At 64.0% G+C, this 16848-nt stretch carries 20 protein-coding genes and 1 pseudogene; 12 read left to right on the top strand and 9 right to left on the bottom strand.

Going from position 1 to position 16848, the window contains the following annotated elements; genetic code table 11:
* Positions 1–53: 53 nt before the first annotated feature.
* Positions 54–305 (bottom strand): 4a-hydroxytetrahydrobiopterin dehydratase, encoded by a 252-nt coding sequence (locus B7L68_RS04055; protein WP_081246413.1) that lies wholly within the window; start codon positions 303–305, stop codon positions 54–56.
* A gap of 230 nt (positions 306–535) precedes the next feature.
* Between B7L68_RS04055 and B7L68_RS09030 the strand changes: the two genes are divergently transcribed.
* The 4 genes from B7L68_RS09030 to B7L68_RS04035 all read left to right on the top strand — a co-directional run bounded on the left by B7L68_RS09030 (position 536) and on the right by B7L68_RS04035 (position 3730).
* Positions 536–661: a hypothetical protein gene (locus B7L68_RS09030; RefSeq protein ID WP_255408302.1), complete on the top strand. Its 126-nt coding sequence runs from the start codon at positions 536–538 to the stop codon at positions 659–661.
* Positions 662–916: 255 nt separating this feature from the next.
* The gene (locus tag B7L68_RS04045) at positions 917–1192 is read left to right on the top strand and encodes a hypothetical protein (RefSeq protein WP_143615291.1); all 276 of its coding nucleotides are present in this window, start codon (positions 917–919) and stop codon (positions 1190–1192) included.
* Position 1193: 1 nt separating this feature from the next.
* A complete protein-coding gene (locus tag B7L68_RS04040) occupies positions 1194–1364 on the top strand; it encodes a YHS domain-containing protein (protein WP_081246410.1) in 171 nt (56 codons plus the stop codon).
* On the top strand, positions 1364–3730 hold the full coding sequence (locus B7L68_RS04035) for a heavy metal translocating P-type ATPase (protein WP_081246409.1): 2367 nt from the start codon (positions 1364–1366) through the stop codon (positions 3728–3730). The genes B7L68_RS04040 and B7L68_RS04035 overlap by 1 nt, the downstream gene beginning before the upstream one ends.
* Positions 3731–3742: 12 nt before the next feature.
* Here B7L68_RS04035 and B7L68_RS04030 read toward each other — a convergent pair whose 3' ends face one another.
* Positions 3743–4081 (bottom strand): nucleotidyltransferase domain-containing protein, encoded by a 339-nt coding sequence (locus B7L68_RS04030; RefSeq protein ID WP_081246408.1) that lies wholly within the window; start codon positions 4079–4081, stop codon positions 3743–3745.
* Positions 4072–4443 (bottom strand): HEPN domain-containing protein, encoded by a 372-nt coding sequence (locus tag B7L68_RS04025; protein WP_081246407.1) that lies wholly within the window; start codon positions 4441–4443, stop codon positions 4072–4074. Before B7L68_RS04025 ends, B7L68_RS04030 begins: the two co-directional genes overlap by 10 nt.
* Before the next feature lie 42 nt (positions 4444–4485).
* Between B7L68_RS04025 and B7L68_RS04020 the strand changes: the two genes are divergently transcribed.
* Both B7L68_RS04020 and B7L68_RS04015 read left to right on the top strand, forming a co-directional pair.
* Positions 4486–5598: an ATP/GTP-binding protein gene (locus tag B7L68_RS04020; RefSeq protein ID WP_081246406.1), complete on the top strand. Its 1113-nt coding sequence runs from the start codon at positions 4486–4488 to the stop codon at positions 5596–5598.
* 8 nt (positions 5599–5606) lie between these two features.
* Positions 5607–6182: a hypothetical protein gene (locus B7L68_RS04015; protein WP_143615289.1), complete on the top strand. Its 576-nt coding sequence runs from the start codon at positions 5607–5609 to the stop codon at positions 6180–6182.
* A 55-nt stretch (positions 6183–6237) separates the two neighbouring features.
* On the opposite strand, the pseudogene B7L68_RS04010 reads toward B7L68_RS04015, so the two are convergent.
* Both B7L68_RS04010 and B7L68_RS04005 read right to left on the bottom strand, forming a co-directional pair.
* A pseudogene (locus tag B7L68_RS04010) lies at positions 6238–6438 on the bottom strand (porphobilinogen synthase); the annotation flags it as partial.
* A 692-nt stretch (positions 6439–7130) separates the two neighbouring features.
* Positions 7131–7997: a hypothetical protein gene (locus tag B7L68_RS04005; protein WP_081246403.1), complete on the bottom strand. Its 867-nt coding sequence runs from the start codon at positions 7995–7997 to the stop codon at positions 7131–7133.
* 368 nt (positions 7998–8365) lie between these two features.
* Between B7L68_RS04005 and B7L68_RS04000 the strand changes: the two genes are divergently transcribed.
* From B7L68_RS04000 to B7L68_RS03990, 3 genes are all read left to right on the top strand, one after another.
* Positions 8366–8980 (top strand): DUF3782 domain-containing protein, encoded by a 615-nt coding sequence (locus B7L68_RS04000; RefSeq protein WP_081246420.1) that lies wholly within the window; start codon positions 8366–8368, stop codon positions 8978–8980.
* 586 nt (positions 8981–9566) lie between these two features.
* Entirely contained in the window at positions 9567–11201 is a 1635-nt protein-coding gene (locus B7L68_RS03995; RefSeq protein ID WP_081246402.1) for an acyl CoA:acetate/3-ketoacid CoA transferase, read from the top strand.
* Positions 11202–11655: 454 nt separating this feature from the next.
* Positions 11656–12090, top strand: a complete 435-nt coding sequence (locus tag B7L68_RS03990; protein ID WP_081246401.1) for a CoA-binding protein — start codon at positions 11656–11658, stop codon at positions 12088–12090.
* A 24-nt stretch (positions 12091–12114) separates the two neighbouring features.
* On the opposite strand, the gene B7L68_RS03985 is transcribed toward B7L68_RS03990, so the two are convergent.
* Genes B7L68_RS03985 through B7L68_RS03970 form a run of 4 tightly spaced genes read right to left on the bottom strand, consistent with a single transcriptional unit; the run spans position 12115 to position 14291 of the window.
* Complete coding sequence (locus B7L68_RS03985; protein WP_081246400.1) at positions 12115–12504, bottom strand: hypothetical protein; 390 nt, start codon at positions 12502–12504, stop codon at positions 12115–12117.
* 3 nt (positions 12505–12507) lie between these two features.
* On the bottom strand, positions 12508–12846 hold the full coding sequence (locus B7L68_RS03980; protein ID WP_238136315.1) for a DsrE family protein: 339 nt from the start codon (positions 12844–12846) through the stop codon (positions 12508–12510).
* 54 nt (positions 12847–12900) lie between these two features.
* Positions 12901–13206, bottom strand: coding sequence for a 2Fe-2S iron-sulfur cluster-binding protein (locus B7L68_RS03975; protein ID WP_081246399.1), 306 nt, complete (start codon positions 13204–13206; stop codon positions 12901–12903).
* On the bottom strand, positions 13203–14291 hold the full coding sequence (locus tag B7L68_RS03970) for a zinc-binding dehydrogenase (protein ID WP_081246398.1): 1089 nt from the start codon (positions 14289–14291) through the stop codon (positions 13203–13205). Before B7L68_RS03970 ends, B7L68_RS03975 begins: the two co-directional genes overlap by 4 nt.
* A 128-nt stretch (positions 14292–14419) precedes the next feature.
* Here B7L68_RS03970 and ppcA point away from each other — a divergent pair, with 128 nt between their 5' ends.
* Genes ppcA through B7L68_RS03955 form a run of 3 tightly spaced genes read left to right on the top strand, consistent with a single transcriptional unit; the run spans position 14420 to position 16604 of the window.
* Positions 14420–15793: a phosphoenolpyruvate carboxylase gene (gene ppcA, locus B7L68_RS03965; protein WP_081246397.1), complete on the top strand. Its 1374-nt coding sequence runs from the start codon at positions 14420–14422 to the stop codon at positions 15791–15793.
* Positions 15793–16212 carry a CBS domain-containing protein gene (locus tag B7L68_RS03960; protein WP_081246396.1) on the top strand — a complete coding sequence of 140 codons (420 nt, stop codon included), beginning with the start codon at positions 15793–15795 and terminating at the stop codon, positions 16210–16212. Before ppcA ends, B7L68_RS03960 begins: the two co-directional genes overlap by 1 nt.
* On the top strand, positions 16188–16604 hold the full coding sequence (locus B7L68_RS03955; RefSeq protein WP_081246395.1) for a CBS domain-containing protein: 417 nt from the start codon (positions 16188–16190) through the stop codon (positions 16602–16604). The genes B7L68_RS03960 and B7L68_RS03955 overlap by 25 nt, the downstream gene beginning before the upstream one ends.
* The last annotated feature ends 244 nt before the right edge of the window (positions 16605–16848 follow it).

Raw genomic sequence — 16848 nt, 5'->3', positions numbered from 1 at the left:
TGGAGTGATCCGGCCGCGGCGCTGGGCAGAGGCACAAGGCGGCGGATCCGGAGCTACTGCGCCAGCCTGTCTCTGAACTCCTCCACCGCCTTCTGGATCTCCCCGGCCAGCTGGAGGTCCCTCTCGGTGACCTTATTCCCGGCGTCGTGGGTGGTCAGCCTCAAGGTTAAGTTGACGTACCGGAGCTCCACGTCGGGATGGTGGTTCAGCCGCTCGGCGGCCTCCGCCACGCGCTTGAGGAACTCGATGGCGTCCAAGTATCTTTTGAACTTGAGCCTGAACACTATGGCCTCTTCCCTCTCCATGTATTTCACCCCGTCTACGCTTTTTAAGCACAACGGAGCATATCCATGGATCCGGCAGATATGGCGAAGACGAAGGAGATACGGGGCCGCGGCCTTGATAGGCTCCTCGAAGGACTCCGGCTAGTGGGCCCCCACAGCGCCCAAATACCTCAGGTGTCCGGCGGCCGCGCAATCCCCCTGAGACCTGTCGCCTCTGATGCCATGCGAGAAGGTCTATGGACCGCCGCCGGATGTCCTCCGTAGGATACGGAGGCGATCCAGGGGAGAGGGCCAGCGGCGGCGTGAGGACGACCTGGCTCTTGCTGGGCGTAACTACATATAAAGAGTTGAAAAGGAGGCCGGGAGAGGCGGCGTAGCGCCTGCGGAGGACGTGCGCGCAATGGAGACGTACCGGCGTCGCTTTAAGACTCAAGCCGCCAGACCTGTTAATAAATATCTGATCGGTAAAGCCTCATGAAGTTGATATATCTCATCTTGGCCGCTTCGAGCTGTCTGCGCTCCTTGACTACATACACGTGGCGTATATGTGCCGAGTATGCGTGTTCCCCTCTCCGATGTTTGTAGTCTTTTTCCTGTTGTCCCTCTCTGCGCTCGCGGCTACATATAATATTATGGCTAAGAGGCAGGGCGCCAGGAGCCTGCAGGTAGGGGCCGGCATCGAGATGATACTATCTCTGCTGAAGGAACCAGATCGCTCTATGTATCTAAAGCTTGTACAGCACTGCGGCGAGGCGCCTGCGGCCGCCATAGCGAAAGAACTGGGTCTTAACAAGGTGAGGGCGTGGAGGGCCGCCCAGAGACCGCAGGAAAAAGGCCTTGTGGTTTTGGAAAAACGCGGCGGAAGATTAATTATGCATACTTATATAAACCTCAGCTCGCGATATTGACGTGGCGGTCGATCCGGTCTGCGGTATGGAGGTGGATCCGGCCAAGGCTAAGTACAAGACGCTCTATAGGGGCAAGGTCTACTACTTCTGCTCCTCCATGTGTAAGGAGGAGTTCGAGAGGAGACCTGAATACTATCTTCAGCACGGCCCCCAGGGCATGCCGCATCGCTGATGGATATCAGGGTCGGTGTTAAGGTAGAGGGGCGCGAGACCGTGTTGAAGATCTTGGGGATGCACTGCGCCACCTGCTCGTTGACTGTGCAGAGGGCCTTGCTGTCCGTTAGGGGGGTCAGGTGGGCTGAGGCGTCCCTGGCGAGCAACGAGGCGAGGCTGGTGGCCTCGCCCGAGCTGGACTACGGGGAGCTCTTGAAGGCGGTCAGGCGGGTTGGATACGACGTGTATAGGGAGGCCGTCTACATCTCGGTGCCCGGGGCGCGGCCGGAGGACGCGGCGGCCGTGGAGCGGGCGGCGCGGCTCTGGGGCGTCTTCAGGGCTTCCTTCAGCCCGGCCACGTCGTTGCTATATGTGGAGTACAACCCGCTGGAGGTCGGCCCGCGGGATGTCGCCGAGGCTCTGGCGAGGGCCGGGTTCAAGGCGGGCGAGGTCTCGCGGTCCGAGGTGGACGTCGACGTGGATAGGAAGGCCGCCGAGAGGGACGCCAGGGACCTCGCCTCCAGGCTCCTCCCAGCCGTGCCCATCACGGCCGTCCTCATGGCCTCCATGATGTTCCCCGCCGTGCCTCCCCTCGCCCAGCTCCTCATGGCCTCCGCCGTCCAGTTCTACTCAGGCTGGAGGTTCCTCTCCGGCGCCTACCGGGCCTTCAGGAACGGGACCGCCAACATGGACACCTTGGTGGCGCTGGGCACCCTCTCCACCTTCACCTACAGCGCATACGCCGCTCTGACGGGAGGCCGCGCCTTCTTCGAGGCGTCCGCGGCCGTGATAACCTTCGTCCTCGCCGGGAGGTACATGGAGAGCAGGATGAAGCTCAAGACGGGCGACGCCGTGAGGCGGCTGGCGCAGATGGCGCCTCCCAGGGCCCGCGTGAAGACCGGCGAAGGCTTCACCGAGGTGGACTCGGCCCAGGTGGAGCCGGGCCAGCTCGTGGAGGTCAGGGAGGGGGAGAGGATACCTGTGGACGGCTACGTGGAGGAGGGGATGGGGTACGCCGACGAGTCGGCCTTCACCGGCGAGCCGATGCCCGCCGAGAAGAAGCCGGGCGATCTGGCGCTCGCCGGCACTCTGCTGGTGCGGGGACGCCTCCTGGTGAGGGCGACCAGATCGGGGGCGCATACCTACCTCGCCGAGGTGGTGCGGCTGGTCAGGCAGGCCCAGAACGCGAGGCTTCCCATACAGAGGCTGGCCGACCGCGTCGCCGGCGTCTTCACGTGGGCCGTCATGGCCGCGGCTGCGGCCACATTCGCGGCGTGGGCCCTGCGGGGAGCGCCGCCCGGTCAGGCTCTGCTCTTCGCGGCGTCGGTCCTAGTCGTGGCGTGTCCTTGCGCCCTCGGCCTCGCGACGCCTCTCGCCGTCGTCGTGGGCGTCGGCAGAGCCGCCGAGAAGGGCCTCCTCGTGAAGAACCCGGAGGCGTTCGAGAAGGCCCTGAGGGCGCGGTTCGCCGTTTTCGACAAGACGGGCACGCTGACCAAGGGGTCCCCCCGCGTGGTGAAATACGTGGGCGACGTCGAGGCGCTGGCCTACGCCGCCTCGGCCGAGTCCCAGTCCACGCACCCCCTCGCCCGGGCGCTGGTCGACTACGCCTCGGAGCTGGGCCTGGCCGTCCAGCCGCCCGAGTCGTACGACTCCTTCCCGGGGATGGGCGTCTACGCCACTGTCGGCGGCAGGTCGGTCGGGGTCGGCAACGAGAGGCTGATGGAGGCCCTGGGCGCCGAGGTGCCCCAGGGGATGAGGGAGCTCGCCGAGGGGCTTAGGTCCGAGGGGCTCTCCGCGGTCTACGTGGCGGTGGACGGCAAGGTCAGAGGGCTGGCGGCCCTGGGCGACAAGCTGAGGCCCGACGCAGCGTCGGCCGTCCAGCGGCTCAGGTCGATGGGTCTGGAGCCCGTGGTGGCGTCCGGCGACAACGAGCGGGCCGTGGCCGCCGTGGCCGCCAAGCTGGGCATCTCCAGATACTTCGGCGGAGCTGAGCCCGAGAGGAAGGCCGAGATCGTGAGGAGGCTGAGGGAGGAGGGGGGCGTGATATTCGTGGGAGACGGCGTCAACGACGCGCCCGCGCTCGCCGCGGCCGACGTGGGAATCGCGGTCAGCAACGGCACGGAGGTGGCCAAGGAGGCCGGCGACGTGGTGGTGGCCCGGGGGGACCTCTCCAAGGTGGCGGAGTTCCTCCAGATCTCCCGGCGCGTCGAGGCCAACGCCAGGTTCAACCTCATCTGGGCCTTCGCCTACAACATCGCCTTGATACCGATCGCCGCCGGGCTGTTCTACCCCGCCCTCAGCCTCAGGCCGGAGCTCGCGGGGCTGGCCATGTCCCTAAGCAGCATCACGGTCACGCTGAACGCCCTGAGGCTCAAGAGGGCCTAGCCCCATGCGGCGTCAGCACACCTCGACCTCGGCGTCTATGAACCGCCTGTACCAGCCCAGATACTGCTCCGGCTTGACCACATGGAGCTCCAGCAACGGCGCCGCCTCCCCGGCCGCCTCCCTGAGGGCCGCCGCAACCCTGGCCCTCTCCCAAGGGTCCTCGGGCGCGTTTGGCGAGATCACGAGCACGTCTATGTCGCTGTCTGCGGCCCAGTCCCCCCTGGCCACGCTGCCGAACACAACCACCCTGGCCTCCCCCAGCAGCTCCCGCGCCTTGGCGCACAGCCGCTCCACGTACTGCCTCCACCCCTCGAGGATCCGCCTCCACCTGAGCCCCCGCTCTACGTACATAGCGACACGAGCTCCTCGGCCACTTTGACCAGCCGCTCCGCCACCTCTCTGCTGTACCGTCTCGGCAGATACCGGGCGCCCAGGTAGGCGTCCTCCATGATCTCGAAGTCGAGCATATACCTCTCGCGGAGTTGCCAGAGCTCGGGCCTGACGGCCCTAGCCTCGTCGAAGAGCCGCCTCAGGGAGTGCGTATGTGGGTAGTATCCCGTCTGGGACGCCAGCACGTATTGAAGCGCCAGCTGACACGCCTGCTCGGCGTGAAACGCCGCCAGGTCGACCCTGCCCGCCCTCAAATCGTCCCTAGCCGCCTCCAGAAACATATGCGCCCGCTCTCTCAATATCTCCACCTCATCCCTCCCCACGACCTAACGCGAATCCATATATAAACGGATGTGACAAGTGCTGTGATCACTTCGATCTATGTTGAAAACTTGAGAGGGGTGAAGAGATGCGTAGTGAACAATCTTACCCATGTGAACATCTTCATTGGACGCAATGGCGCAGGTAAATCCACCCTGCTGGAGGCGATCTACATGGCCTCGGCCTGGGCAAGGCCCTTAGACATCATAAAAGGTGTTTCCAAACTTTTATACGTCGTGACAAGGAGGCGGGGTCATGTTGATGCAAGATATGGATGGGAGATCTACTCGAAATATAAAGACATGTTATGGTTTAATAAATACATAAACGAAGAAATCCAAATAGCCTTAAACTTCGGCGAAAAAAAGATGGAGTTCAGACTTATGTATAGTCAGCCCCAGCCTCCACATGCGCCTCCCGCCGATGGACCTGCCCTGTGGCTGGTGGTGGCGCAAGGCTCCAACGTCATTTATTACCAGAGGCCGGACTCGTTCTGGAGCCCAGTCACCAAGTCAACGCCTCCATTGCCCTTTTCTGAGCTTCAGAAAAGGGTAGAAGATGAGTTACGCCAAGAGCTGGAGTTCCTAGAGGGCGTCCTTCTGCTGGACAGTAGGCTTACGCCGCGCGATCTGGAGCAGAGGATTTGGCCTCAGCTCCTCGACAGGAGACTTGACACGTTAATTGTTGAGATGCTGAGGGAAGAGTACGAAGTAAATGTGCACGACATTACCTACAAGCCTGTGGGGGGTGAGTACGTGCTGGCTCTTAAGCTGAAGAACACCACAGTGGAGATCGACGCGTTAGGAGACGGCGCCAGGGCGGCTGTGATGTACGCATCCCCCCTTGCGTTGGTAAAAGACACAGCGGTACTTATGGAGGACCCGGAGGCGCATCAACACCCGGCTGGGCTTAAGGCGTTTATGAGCTTCGCCCTGAAGATAGCGAAGAGGCAGAACCTCCAGCTCTTTATCACAACCCACAGCATAGAACTCATAAACATCATCAAGCAACTGGTGCGCGAGCTAGACATGGGGATTCACGTCTACTTTATGGAAAGAGGGCCTGACGGCGTCGTAGACGTGAGGATGTTGGAAGAGGTAGACGTGGACGTCCTCCAGAAGATGGGCCTTGATCCCAGGCTCCTCTACCTAGTGTAATGCTGGATTTGCTTAGGCTTAGGCAAATTGCCGCAGTGGTTGTGTGCGAAGGGGAAAAAGACAAGGCTGTGGCCAGCGAAATAGCGGCGAAGCTAGGTGCGTCAAGCCTTCTGTTTCTGCCGGCAGGAGGTATAGACACAATACCGGACATCATAGAGATGTTAGTTGTGCTTACGCGCGTCGCGAGGAAAGTCAAGAGCATAATCGTTGTGGTAGACGGCGAGGACGTCGACAGCCCGCTTGAGCGGGCTAGGCGCATAAGAGATTCGCTTGCGTCCCGCTTCGTCAGCAGAGGCATGAACGCAGAAGCCGACGAACCTCAGCCAGCCGGCGCACAGCTCTACAAAGCCAGAGTGCGGTATGAGGGGCAGGAGGTAAACTTACTCGTGGCCGTTAGCGGCGACTTTTCTAAGTCCTCGCCTAGGCGTGCTATAGAGGATCACTGCGCCAAGTTGCTCGGCTCCGCCTATCCCGACAAAGACGAGCTACATAGGCTCTGCCTAGAGGCGATAAGACGCGAAGACATGGAGACGGTATGCAACGCCTTTCCCCATATCTGTGCCGCATTGAGAGCCGTGAACTGAAGCGAGATTTCCGTGGATCGGAACGTGAAGAACGACGCGATCCACTGGTTTATCTTCATAGCGCTCGTTGGCACCTTCGCGGGCGCCTCTCGGGTCCAGTGGGTTCTCCTGTCGCCGATGAGGCGGCGATGGAGAGGGGACTATAGAAGGCGGGGGCGTATCTGGCGCTGTAGGCTATGGCGCTGGCATCGTGGAGGCCGTCGACGTCCAGCGCGCTGACCTCGGCCATCTGGCCGTCCATCATGCCGCTGGGGACTACGAAGTCAGCTCATGTCTGCGTAGACCGCGACCTCCCTGGCGTAGAGCCAAGCCGAGGGAGGCCAAGGCGTCTACGGCCTCCGCCGGGTTGCAGAAAGACGAGGCCCAGAGAGGCCGAACTTGGCCGTGTCGAGATGAGTACATATAAAGACCTGTGCGGGAGGGAACGTGGGGATTCGTAGGTTTCCGAAGGAGGTAGCGGAGGATAGAGTGGAAAAGATAAGTTATGGCTGCGCGGAGCGGGCAGAACGTGGTTTGGATTACGCGGGACGCCTTCACGCTTAGGAGCCTGGAGCCCCACAAGAGGTATAGGGCAAGGCTGATGGGAGGGACCTACGTAGTTGATGGGCTCCTGTAGCCCTGCCCTAGTCTTCCTGGCCAAGCTAAACGAGGAGTTGGAGCGCCTCGGGCTAGGCCGTGTGGTGAAGTTAAGAGGCTGGAGATATTCGCCTTATTTCGAACCTCATGACCTTCGACATTATGTGTATGAGGTCTGAGGCTATGGTGCGACGGCCAAGCCCGCAGCGGCGTCTTCGCCGGCGAGCCCGTTGACCGGAGCGGCGGCCGTGACGAGGGCCAGCGCCGCGAAGGGCAGGGAGGCTCCGCCCGCGGCCGTAGGGATCGCCGCAGACGGCGTGTCGACAGCGGAAGGCCGCGATCCTCTCCGGCTCTGCGGAGGGCCGTTGGGCGCTATCCATTTTTTCTGAGGACGCCTCGCCTGAGGAGCTCGGCCGTTGCCCACCGGGAGAGGTAGAGCTTGCCGTCTTGTTCGGGGATATTCCCCTCTATGTCTAGGTAGTCGAGGAGGGTTGCGGCATCTACGCCCTTGACTACGGCGACCTTCCAGTACTCGCCCAGGGCGTAGAGATCCACCTCGGCCTCAGCGCCCTCTATATCCGCCGTATAGGAGCCGAGGCGGCGCATCTCCAACGGCTCCATGAAGTCGGGCGGCATGACGTCCCATCCCGATATGACGCCGTTGCCGATGACGAGCTGGAGCCAGCCGCCGGGCACGTCGACCCGCGTCCCCGCCGCGCGGGGGATGTAGAGCTCCACATAGCGCCGATGTAGGCGTAGCGGCACGTGGACGGCCTTTCTCCGGGGGTCGTAGATCTGCCCTACGAAGCTCTTCACCTCTCGGGCCAGCCCCCTCCTCATCTGCCTGAAGTTGAGGGAGACGTCTAGGAGCCGCGTGACGAACTCCCCGCCCGCCTTGACCACACGGCCTCTGGCCTCGGCCCTCGCCAGGAACGAGATGTGCTCGACGGCCTCCCTGGCCTCCTTCGGCGTCGGCGCCCTGAACACGGCGTACTTCCCGAGGTCCTCCACGATCAGCTCCCCGGCTAGGTACACCAGCTCGAGCGCCTCTCCCTCCAGCTTGTCCACAATCGCCGCGTATGCCGCGGCGAAGGCCATCGCGTGCCGCCCCGCTATGATCAGGCTGACCCTGTCCCCCGACTCGACTAGGCTGTAGCTTATCCCCAACCTGTCCAGCAGAGACCTCGCAGATCCGACCTCCTCCTTGGCCAGGTTTATCTGGATCAGGAGGTCCCCCACGCTCTAACCGTAGGTTTAAATCCTTATGGCGGAGGCCCCGCTCGGCGGAGACCGCGGGGCCCGCGACGGAGCTACGGCTGCGTCGAGCCGTCGCGATACGCCTGCCGCCGCACGCCTCGGCGGCGCGGAGGGACGACGTAAACGCGAAATCCTCGGAGCGCGCGGCGCCGGATCTGCGGCGGGATGGCCTACTGAGATGACGCCGCAACGACGCCGAAGTTAGCGCCTTGGACGGCCCCGCCGCGCCCGCCCTGCGCCCGCAGGCGCACATGCCCCCATGCGGCTCAGAGGGGTTGGGGATGCTCAAGGCGCGGCCTGAGGGCTTCCATTAAAAGCTTATATGTAGGTCGCGCTAAGGCGTCGTGGGCATGGAGCTGGACTGGCAACGACTGGAAGAGGTTGTGACCAGAGCTGTGCTGAGGGCTAGGTCTGAGGAGGTAAAGGAGGTGGCGGACGCCGTGAAGCTGCTGGCCAGCTACGTGAGGGAGGGCTTCGAGGGGACGTTCAAGGCTCTCGAGGAGCAGTCCAAGCTGTTGGAGGGACATGAGAGGCGGCTGGAGGAGCTGACCAGGGCGGTCGGCGAGCTCAAGGTGGCTGTGGGCTCCCTTGGGAGGAGGTGGGGCAGGGACCTCGAGAGGGCCGTGCTCGAGCTCTACCGCCATGCCCTGGAGGAGAGGGGTATTGAGCCCGGGAGGGTGGAGAAGTTCGTCTATACCGACGTAGACGGGAGGTTCTACAGGAGTGGCGCCAGGATCGAGGTGGATGTGTACATCCACGACGGGAAGATGTACCTGGTAGAGGTTAAGTCCCACGCGGAGCTAGAGGACGTGGAGTGGTTCTACGAGAAGGCAGGGATCGTGGAGAGGATCCTCGGGAGGAAGGCCGAGAGACTCATAATCGTCGCAGTCGACATCGACAAGGAGGCGCTGGAGCGGGCGCGGCAGCTCGGCATAGACGCGATCTACGGGGCGGTCGTCGAGTAGCGGGCATACCCGCGCCGCATACGCGCCTAGGCCGGCGCCGGCTTCCTCGCGGCTGCGAGCCGGCACGGCCGCGGTCCAGCGCCGGTGGAAGAACGTCGCCAATTTCCAGGACTGAGGCGCGGGCAGGAGGCGGCCGATCGGCGGAGCTCTACCCCAGCCTTGCTGAGGGGCTTCGACACGGCCTAGAGCCGTTCTTCGGCTACGGCGGCCTGCTCCAGGTATGGCCCATCGCGAGCCCGGCCCCCCACGCCCGGCTTGCCCCATCCCCCAACGCCTTGGACTAGAGGGATGTGCGACCCCTCTGGGCGGATAGGCGCCGGATCTGCCCGACGCGGCGACGGCGCCTGCGGCGGTCCGCCGGCGGCTCCCGGCCAGCGACGGGGCGTCGACTTCCCGCCGGCCGACGGCGCACCTGGGGCCGAAGGCCGCGGGTCGCCCTCCGTGGAACGCGGCGGCGAGGAGGGCTTGGGGCATGATGGGGCAGACGGCGGGGTCCGCCGCGGCGCTGTGCCGATCGGCGCGGCGCCGGGAGGACGTTTCCGCGTTGGACGTAATTCGACATATAAGCCTCTGCGGTCGCGGCCGCATGATAAGGAAATTCGTCTCGGCTTGGGAGGCCGTGTCGAGGATTCCGGACAATGCGGTGGTGGCGATATCCGGCTTCAACGCCGCTCTGTCTCCGTTCTACCTCATCGACGTGTTGATCCAGCGCTACAGAGAGACCGGGCATCCCAAGAACCTCTTCATAATCTCAGACGCGATCCCGGCGATACCGGGGTTTGGGCTGGACAAGGTGGGGAGGCTCATACTGGAGGAGCCGGGGCAGGACTTCGTACGCGGCTTCCTCCTGCCGTTCTACGGCTGGGCGCCGGAGCTGCAGAAGGCCGTCATGGAGAACTTGGTGGAGGCCTACACGTGGCCCATAGGTATCGTGACGAGGTGGCTGAGGACGGCGGCGCTGGGGACGCCCGGAGTCCTCAGCAGGGTGGGCCTCGGCACCTTCATCGACCCGCGGCAGGACGGCGGCTTCCTCAACGGCCTCGCCAGGGAGAGGAGGACCGCCGCGGTGGAGCGCGTCGTCCTGGACGGCAGGGAGTATCTGCTCTACAAGGCGCCCAAGCCCGACGTTGCCCTCGTGAGGGCGACGACGGCGGACGAGATAGGCAACTTGAGCATGGAGCAGGAGGCCATGTACGGGTCGGTTCTCGCCTTCGTCCAGGCGGCCAAGGCGCATCCCGGCGGCCTCGTGATCGCCCAGGTGCTGAGGGTCGTGACGCTCGGCGAGATACATCCCAAGCACGTGGTCGTGCCGGGCCCGCTTGTGGACTACGTGGTGGTCGCAAGGCGGGGCACCGAGGTGGAGAAGTACCACTGGCAGACCGCCTCCTTCGACCTGAACCCGATCATCAGCGGGGACGTGCCCTATAGGGTGGCCTACGAGCCGGCGCCCCTCACCGCGGACAAGGCGGTGGCGAGGAGGGTGGTGCTGGAACTCGTGAAGCTGATCGGCGCCTTGGGGAGGCCGGTCGTGGTGAACCTAGGCATCGGGATCCCGGCTCTGGCCGCCGACGTGATCCGGGAGGAGCGGCTTGACGACTTTATCCACCTCACCGTTGAGTCGGGTCCCTGGGGCGGCTACGCGCTCATGGACGCGGACTTCGGGGCGGCCATGGGCCACTACGCCGTGATCCCCATGCCGGAGCAGTTCGTCCTGTACGAGGGCGGCGCCATAGACGCCACGTCGCTGGGCTTCCTCCAGGTCGATGCCGAGGGCAACGTGAACCCCGCGTTCCTCCCCGGCCGGCTGCCGGGGCCCGGCGGCTTCCCGGTTATCGCCATCGGGTCGCCGAGGGTGTACTTCGCCGGCGGCTTCACGGCCGGGAGGAGGAAAATGGATGTCAAGAACTGCGGCTTGGCCATCGGCGAGGACGGCCCCATCACTAAATTCGTGGCGAAGGTCTACAAGATAGTGTTCAGCGGTAGATACGCCGTGGAGGAGGGCAAGGAGGTCCTCTACGTCACTGAGAGAGCCGTCTTCAAGCTGACCCAAGACGGTGTGGAGCTCGTCGAGATCGCGCCCGGGATAGACCTGGAGAGAGACGTCTTGGCTAAGATGGAGTTTAGGCCTACGGTGCGGCGCGTCGAGGAGATGGACAGAAGGATCTTCTGCGAGGGCAAGATGGGCCTCAGGGAGGAGGCCCTAAAGATAGTCAAAAGGTGACGGCCCCAGGCCGTGGCACGCCGGGGCGCGGACAACGGCGGCACCCCCAGCGAGTCCCAACGCCGATGCCGCCCGTCGGCGAGGCCGTCCCCGTAGGGCCAGAAGGGTTGCGTTACGGAATCAGCGGGCCCGTAGACGCCTCGGCCGCCGCGCGGACCGAGGGACGGCTGAGGGCCTTCATAGGGATCGACGCCTACCCAGTCGGGGGCGTCGGCGAGGCGGGGCGAGATCACGGGGGCTCTAGTCGTTGCTCCAGAGGGAGGCGGCAACCCCCTTCGCGCTGGTTTTCCAACTGGGGCTGGCGGCCGACGATCAGTCGGAGCTGGTGCCGAGCCCTCCTCAATGGGCGAAGCCGCGGGCTGTCTGCCTTGGCCCTCTACGCAGACACCGCCAAGCTGGGCCGCTGCGGCAGGTGGTCTTAAGATAAGAGATAAATGGGGAGATCGGGACGTACATGGACGTAGGGGATGTGTTCAAGCTGCGGACGATCGCGGTCGTGGGCGCCTCGAGGGATCCCTCCAAGTGGGCCCACGTGGTGCCTCTCTACCTCAAGAGGGCTGGCTACAGGATAGTCCCCATCAACCCATCTGCGGGCGAGATATTGGGCGAGAAGGCCTATCGGTCCATACTCGAGGTGCCCGAGCCCATAGACGTGGTGCAGGTCTTCCGGCCGTCGGAGGAGGTGCCCAAGATAGCGGAGGAGGTCTTGAGGAGGCGGCGGGAGAAAGGCGACGTCAAGGCCGTGTGGCTCCAGCTGGGCATAAGGGCGCCGCCCGGCGTCCGCGAGGCCCTGGAGGCGGATGGCATCGCCCTCTTCGAGGACATGTGCATGATGGAGACCCACGCCAGCCTGTTCGGCCTAAGGCCGCTCGCGCCCGGGGAGGCGTAGCGCCCGGCCCCGCGGACGGCGGCGTCACCCGGGTTTGAAGACCATTAGGTAGAGCATGGCGACGTAGCCGACCGCCCACAGAGGTACCAGAGGCCTCACGGCCCTCATGTAGGCCCGATATCCCCTCCGCGCCGCGGCCACGTGCACGGCCTCGAGCGCGCCCATGACGGCGGCGACGACCAGGGCGGCCGATATCCAGAGCGGGGGGCGGAGGAGCCCGTAGGCCTGCGCGGCCATGGCGAGGCCCGTGGCGAATATCGACAGGGCCGAGAGGAGCTGGAGGTAGACCAACTTGGCGTATCTGGGGAACCCGGCCTCCCCGCATCCGGCCAACACGAAGTAGCCGCCGGCCGTCAAGCCCGCCCACCCGACGACGCCCGTTATGTGGACCGCCAGAAGCAGCTCGTGCAACATGGGCTACGGCTTGACGTAGCGATATCCGGCCTCCTGTAGCTCCAATATCTTGACTATCCCCGCCGGGACGACCTCGGCGAGGGGGAGAAGCTCGTCGCGGCTTATACCGTGAGCCCTGAGGGAGTTGCTACAGACGTAGAACTTGACGCCCCTGGCGGCCAGGGCGGAAAGCCTGTCCCTCAGGCTGGCCGGCGCCTGCTTGACGAAGAACAACACGGCATCTCCATTGGCGACCACGGCCACCTCGGCCCCCGGCACCGCCTCCAGGAGGTTCTCCGCGTTGGAGAGCGCTATCGACATGGCCACCTGATCTTCCCTATCCACGTGTATCAAGGCCTTCACAGGGTCATACCTCCAGCCAAATTAAAACATTGTCCCCGATCTGGTGTCGAGCCGTCAGCCGTCGACGACGAGGTCCTTCACGACGCGGTCGGCCACAGGCTCCACGACGATGGTGTCCGTCCCGAGGTCTACCAGCTTGGTGGCGCAGGCGAGCCTAGGCCTGCCGTTTATCTTGACGGTGCAGGCGCCGCATAGGCCCATCCTACAGGCGTATCTGAATGCCAGGGAGCCGTCCAAATTATCCTTGACTTTTATCAATAGGTCGAGCACCGTGGTCCTCAGATCCCGCACGTCCACTCTGTATTCCTGCACATAGGACTCGCCGCCGCGGAACCTCCTGACCTTTAGCGTAACTATCACGGCACCACTATGGGCCTTATGGATCTGCCGCTCCTGAGGGCCTCCACGGCCTCGTTTATCTGCTCGAGCTTGTAGAAGCCGCCGGCCAGGAGCTCCGGCCTCAACATACCCCTCTCGACCAGCGAGATCACCTTGGGCAGATCCACGCGGGGCCTCGCCCCGTAGCTCCCCACCACCGCGATGCCGCCTCTGACCACCTTCGCGAGGTGTAGCGGCGCCCTGTGGCCCACGGGGGCCAGCCCCACCAGCACCACCCTCCCCCCGGGCCCCGCGAGCTCCACCGAGAGGTCCACCGTGGGGTCAGACCCGACGGCCTCTATGACCACGTCGGCCCCCCTGCCGCCCGTCAACTCCTTCACCGCCTCGACGGCTCCGTCGCGCACGTCGACCGCGCGGGCCCCCATCTCCCTGGCCAGCTTCAGCTTTTCGGGGTTCCTGCCGACGGCGACGACCTCGGCCCCCACCGCCTTCGCCATCTGCACCGCCGCCAGCCCAACGCCGCCCGTGCCGACCACCACGACGACGTCGCCGGGCTGGACTGAGGCCGAGTTGACAACGGCGCCGTATGCGGTCAGATAGGCGCAGCCCAACATGGCCATCTCCGGCCTCCCCCGTAGCCTCTCGGGCAACTTGGCTACGGCGGATGCCGGGACCACCGCCTCCTCCGCCCAAAGCCCGCCCAGAAATACCCTGAGGGCTTCGCCGGTCCTCCTCAGCCTCAGCCTGGACGTGCCGTCGAGGAGAACCCCCTTCAGCCTCACCTCGGAGAACCTCTCGCAGAGGTTTTCGCGGCCTCGGGCGCAGTTTCTGCACCTGCCGCAGGGCCATATGAAGCTGGTCACGACCACGTCGCCCGGCTCCAGCCCCGAGACCCCCGGCCCCACCTCTGCCACCTCGGCGACGGCCTCGTGGCCCGGCACCAGAGGGGGAGGCACGGGCGTGGCTCCCTCCAGCACGTAGAGATCGCTGTGGCACACGCCCGCGGATCTGACGGCCAGCTTGACCTCGCCGTCTCTGGGCCTCTCCACGTCGACGTCCTCCACCGCGAGCGGCTCGTTGTACCTAGCCAGGACGGCTGCCCTCATGCGGCGGCCGTTGCACCCTATTTTTAAACTTTTTCAACAAGTCAATACTTAATCAATATTTATAATTATATTTTATGAAATAGATTAGTAAAGATAAAAAGTTTATATTTCTGGTAAATCCTCCGCATATGGTTCCGCGCATGATGTGCACGCAACATCCCGACACGACGGTGAAGATAACGGCGGGGGAGGAGGTGGACGAGGCGCTGGTGGACTACACAGCGTATGGATGCGAGGAGGTCATGGTGGACTACGAGGGCAAGACGACGCCGTATAGCCAGCCCAAGGAGATCGTGATGAGGGCCTACGCCGCGGGCCTCAAGATCGGCGAGAGGTTCTTCGTGACGCCCCGCCTGCCCAACCCCAAGCTGGAGGATTTCGACCGCGCCATGCTGGTCCTCGAGGCCGCCATAGTGGCCAACTACTTCTCGATAAAATACATGGGGACCCAGGCGGTGAGGTGGGTGGTGTTGCCCATGGTGGAGGACCTAGATACGGTGCTGCTGGTGGGCCGCATGCTCAGAAAGAAGGTGCAGATATACCGCGAGGAGACTGGGCTCGACATGTCCGACATCGACGTCATACCGCTGATAGAGGACGCCTACGCCCAGCTGAAGTTCATGGCGCTTATAGCCGAGATAGCCAAGGAGAGGGGGAAGAGGCCCATAAGGCTTTTTCTCGGCAAGTCGGACTCGGCGGTTAAGTACGGCCATATCGCCTCGGCGCTCGCGATAGCGGCGGTGCTTTCAAGCGTCAAGAGGGCCGAGGAGGAGCTCGGGGTCAAGATACACCCCATATTGGGCATGGGCTCCCCGCCCTTCAGGGGCGCCCTCAACAACTACGCGCTGGCGCACCTGGAGGTGCTCCAGTACTCCGGCTACCACACGGCCACGATACAGTCGGCGGTCAGATACGACGTGTCCTACGACGACTACGCGAAGGTGAGGGACTCGATACTTAACGCCTGTTGCGTTTCGCCGCGCCGCGTCGAGGGCGTGGAGAGCCATATAGGCGAGGCGGCCGCCAGCTACAAGGCGCTCGTCGCCAAATACATCGACGTGTTGCTGGAGGTGGCCAGGCTGGTTCCCTCCACCAGGGATAGGGTGAGCTGGAAGGTCTATGGGCGCCAGTTCTTGACGCAAGACGGCGCGGTCAACATGCCCCGCGCCATAGTCTACACGGCGGCTTGGTACGCCATGGGGGCCCCGCCCGTATTCCTAGATGCGCCCTATGTGGTCAAGCTGGCCAGGGAGGACAAACTGGACGAGGTGCTCAAGGCGTTGCCCACGCTCAAGAAGGAGTGGGAGTACGACTCGGAGTTCTTCGACGAGGAGGTAGCCGCTAAATATCTCGGCGAGGAGTTCGTGAAGGTGGTGAGGGAGGCCATGGACTACATGGGCGTGAGCCCCAGAGGGAGCGTGGCGTACAGGGCCCTGCTGAGGATGCCCCGCAGCGAGCCCAACATAATAGCCCTCGGCAAGTACAGGAAGTTCCTGGGCTGATGTCCTCCGTCGGCGATTTGATCAAGAGAAGCCCCGTGGTGGCGAGCCCGGCCGACCCGATAATAAAGGCGGTCAGGCTCATGGCGGACAACAACGTGGGCTCGGCGGTCCTCGTTGACGGCTCCGGCAGGCCGGTGGGGATCGTGACCGAGAGGGACGTGATAAGGGGGCTCGCGCGCGGGGCGAGGCTCGAGGACCCCGTGGAGTCCATAGCCACCATGGGGTCTTTGGTCACGGCCGGCGTCAAGGAGGACGTCTACTCGGCCCTGAGGAAGATGAGGAATAGGGGCATTAGGCATCTCGTGGTGGTGGACGAGGCCGGCGCGTTGAGGGGCGTCATCTCCATGCGCGACCTCCTGGAGGATTTCGTGATAAAGCGCCTGGGCGAGAGGGTATGGTGGCCCCCGCCGGAGGACTGAAGGCAGGCGACCTGGTGAGGAGGCCGCCCGTGACCATAACGCCGCAGGCCACCCTGCTGGAGGCCGTCGATAGGCTCGTGGAGCACAACATAGGCGCGCTCGTGGTGGTGAGGCCCGAGGAGCCCGACGCGGCCCTGGCCGTCATATCAGAGAGGGACGTGGTGAAGGCGCTCAACATGAGGATGGCCCTATCGTCGCCGGTGGAGGCCTTCATGTCCCCCGGCGTGATCTCGGTGGAGGCAAGCGAGCCCGTCTCTAGGGCGGCGGAGCTCATGTGGAGATACAACATCAGGCACCTCGTGGTGACCAAGGGGGGTAGGCTGTACGGCGTCATCTCCATAAGGGATCTCCTGAGGCCGGAGTCGCTCAAATCGCTCTGCAGGTCCCAATAGGAGGCGGGCCGGCCCTCGGCGATCCCCGCCATCTGTGGCGGGCATGCCAGGCAGGGAGAGCCGTCGCGGGAGGCCGGCCGCCAGGGCCTTCAGAGAGGCGCTCGACGTAGCGGCCCCATCCCGCATGGGCTGCCCACGCGAGGCCCCGGCAGGGGATCCATGGACGCCGGATGATGCACGGCGCGCCGGCCGTCGGCCCTCGGGAAGGCAGGCCAACGTTTATTAAATTCCGCAATCTGTAGTC

This window comes from Thermoproteus sp. CP80 (genome assembly GCF_002077075.2).
Lineage (GTDB): Archaea > Thermoproteota > Thermoprotei > Thermoproteales > Thermoproteaceae > Thermoproteus.
The sequence above is the reverse complement of the archived record's forward strand: the minus strand, read 5'-3'. Positions and strand labels throughout refer to the sequence as shown.

Excerpts from the sequence above, each read along its gene's own strand:
- B7L68_RS04055 (WP_081246413.1), bottom strand. The coding sequence starts at position 305 with ATGGAGAGGGAAGAGGCCATAGTGTTCAGGCTCAAGTTCAAAAGATAC.
- B7L68_RS09030 (WP_255408302.1), top strand. The coding sequence starts at position 536 with ATGTCCTCCGTAGGATACGGAGGCGATCCAGGGGAGAGGGCCAGCGGC.
- B7L68_RS04045 (WP_143615291.1), top strand. The coding sequence starts at position 917 with ATGGCTAAGAGGCAGGGCGCCAGGAGCCTGCAGGTAGGGGCCGGCATC.
- B7L68_RS04035 (WP_081246409.1), top strand. The coding sequence starts at position 1,364 with ATGGATATCAGGGTCGGTGTTAAGGTAGAGGGGCGCGAGACCGTGTTG.
- B7L68_RS04030 (WP_081246408.1), bottom strand. The coding sequence starts at position 4,081 with ATGTACGTAGAGCGGGGGCTCAGGTGGAGGCGGATCCTCGAGGGGTGG.
- B7L68_RS04000 (WP_081246420.1), top strand. The coding sequence starts at position 8,366 with ATGGAGCTGGACTGGCAACGACTGGAAGAGGTTGTGACCAGAGCTGTG.
- B7L68_RS03995 (WP_081246402.1), top strand. The coding sequence starts at position 9,567 with ATGATAAGGAAATTCGTCTCGGCTTGGGAGGCCGTGTCGAGGATTCCG.
- B7L68_RS03990 (WP_081246401.1), top strand. The coding sequence starts at position 11,656 with ATGGACGTAGGGGATGTGTTCAAGCTGCGGACGATCGCGGTCGTGGGC.
- B7L68_RS03985 (WP_081246400.1), bottom strand. The coding sequence starts at position 12,504 with ATGTTGCACGAGCTGCTTCTGGCGGTCCACATAACGGGCGTCGTCGGG.
- B7L68_RS03970 (WP_081246398.1), bottom strand. The coding sequence starts at position 14,291 with ATGAGGGCAGCCGTCCTGGCTAGGTACAACGAGCCGCTCGCGGTGGAG.
- ppcA (WP_081246397.1), top strand. The coding sequence starts at position 14,420 with ATGGTTCCGCGCATGATGTGCACGCAACATCCCGACACGACGGTGAAG.
- B7L68_RS03960 (WP_081246396.1), top strand. The coding sequence starts at position 15,793 with ATGTCCTCCGTCGGCGATTTGATCAAGAGAAGCCCCGTGGTGGCGAGC.
- B7L68_RS03955 (WP_081246395.1), top strand. The coding sequence starts at position 16,188 with ATGGTGGCCCCCGCCGGAGGACTGAAGGCAGGCGACCTGGTGAGGAGG.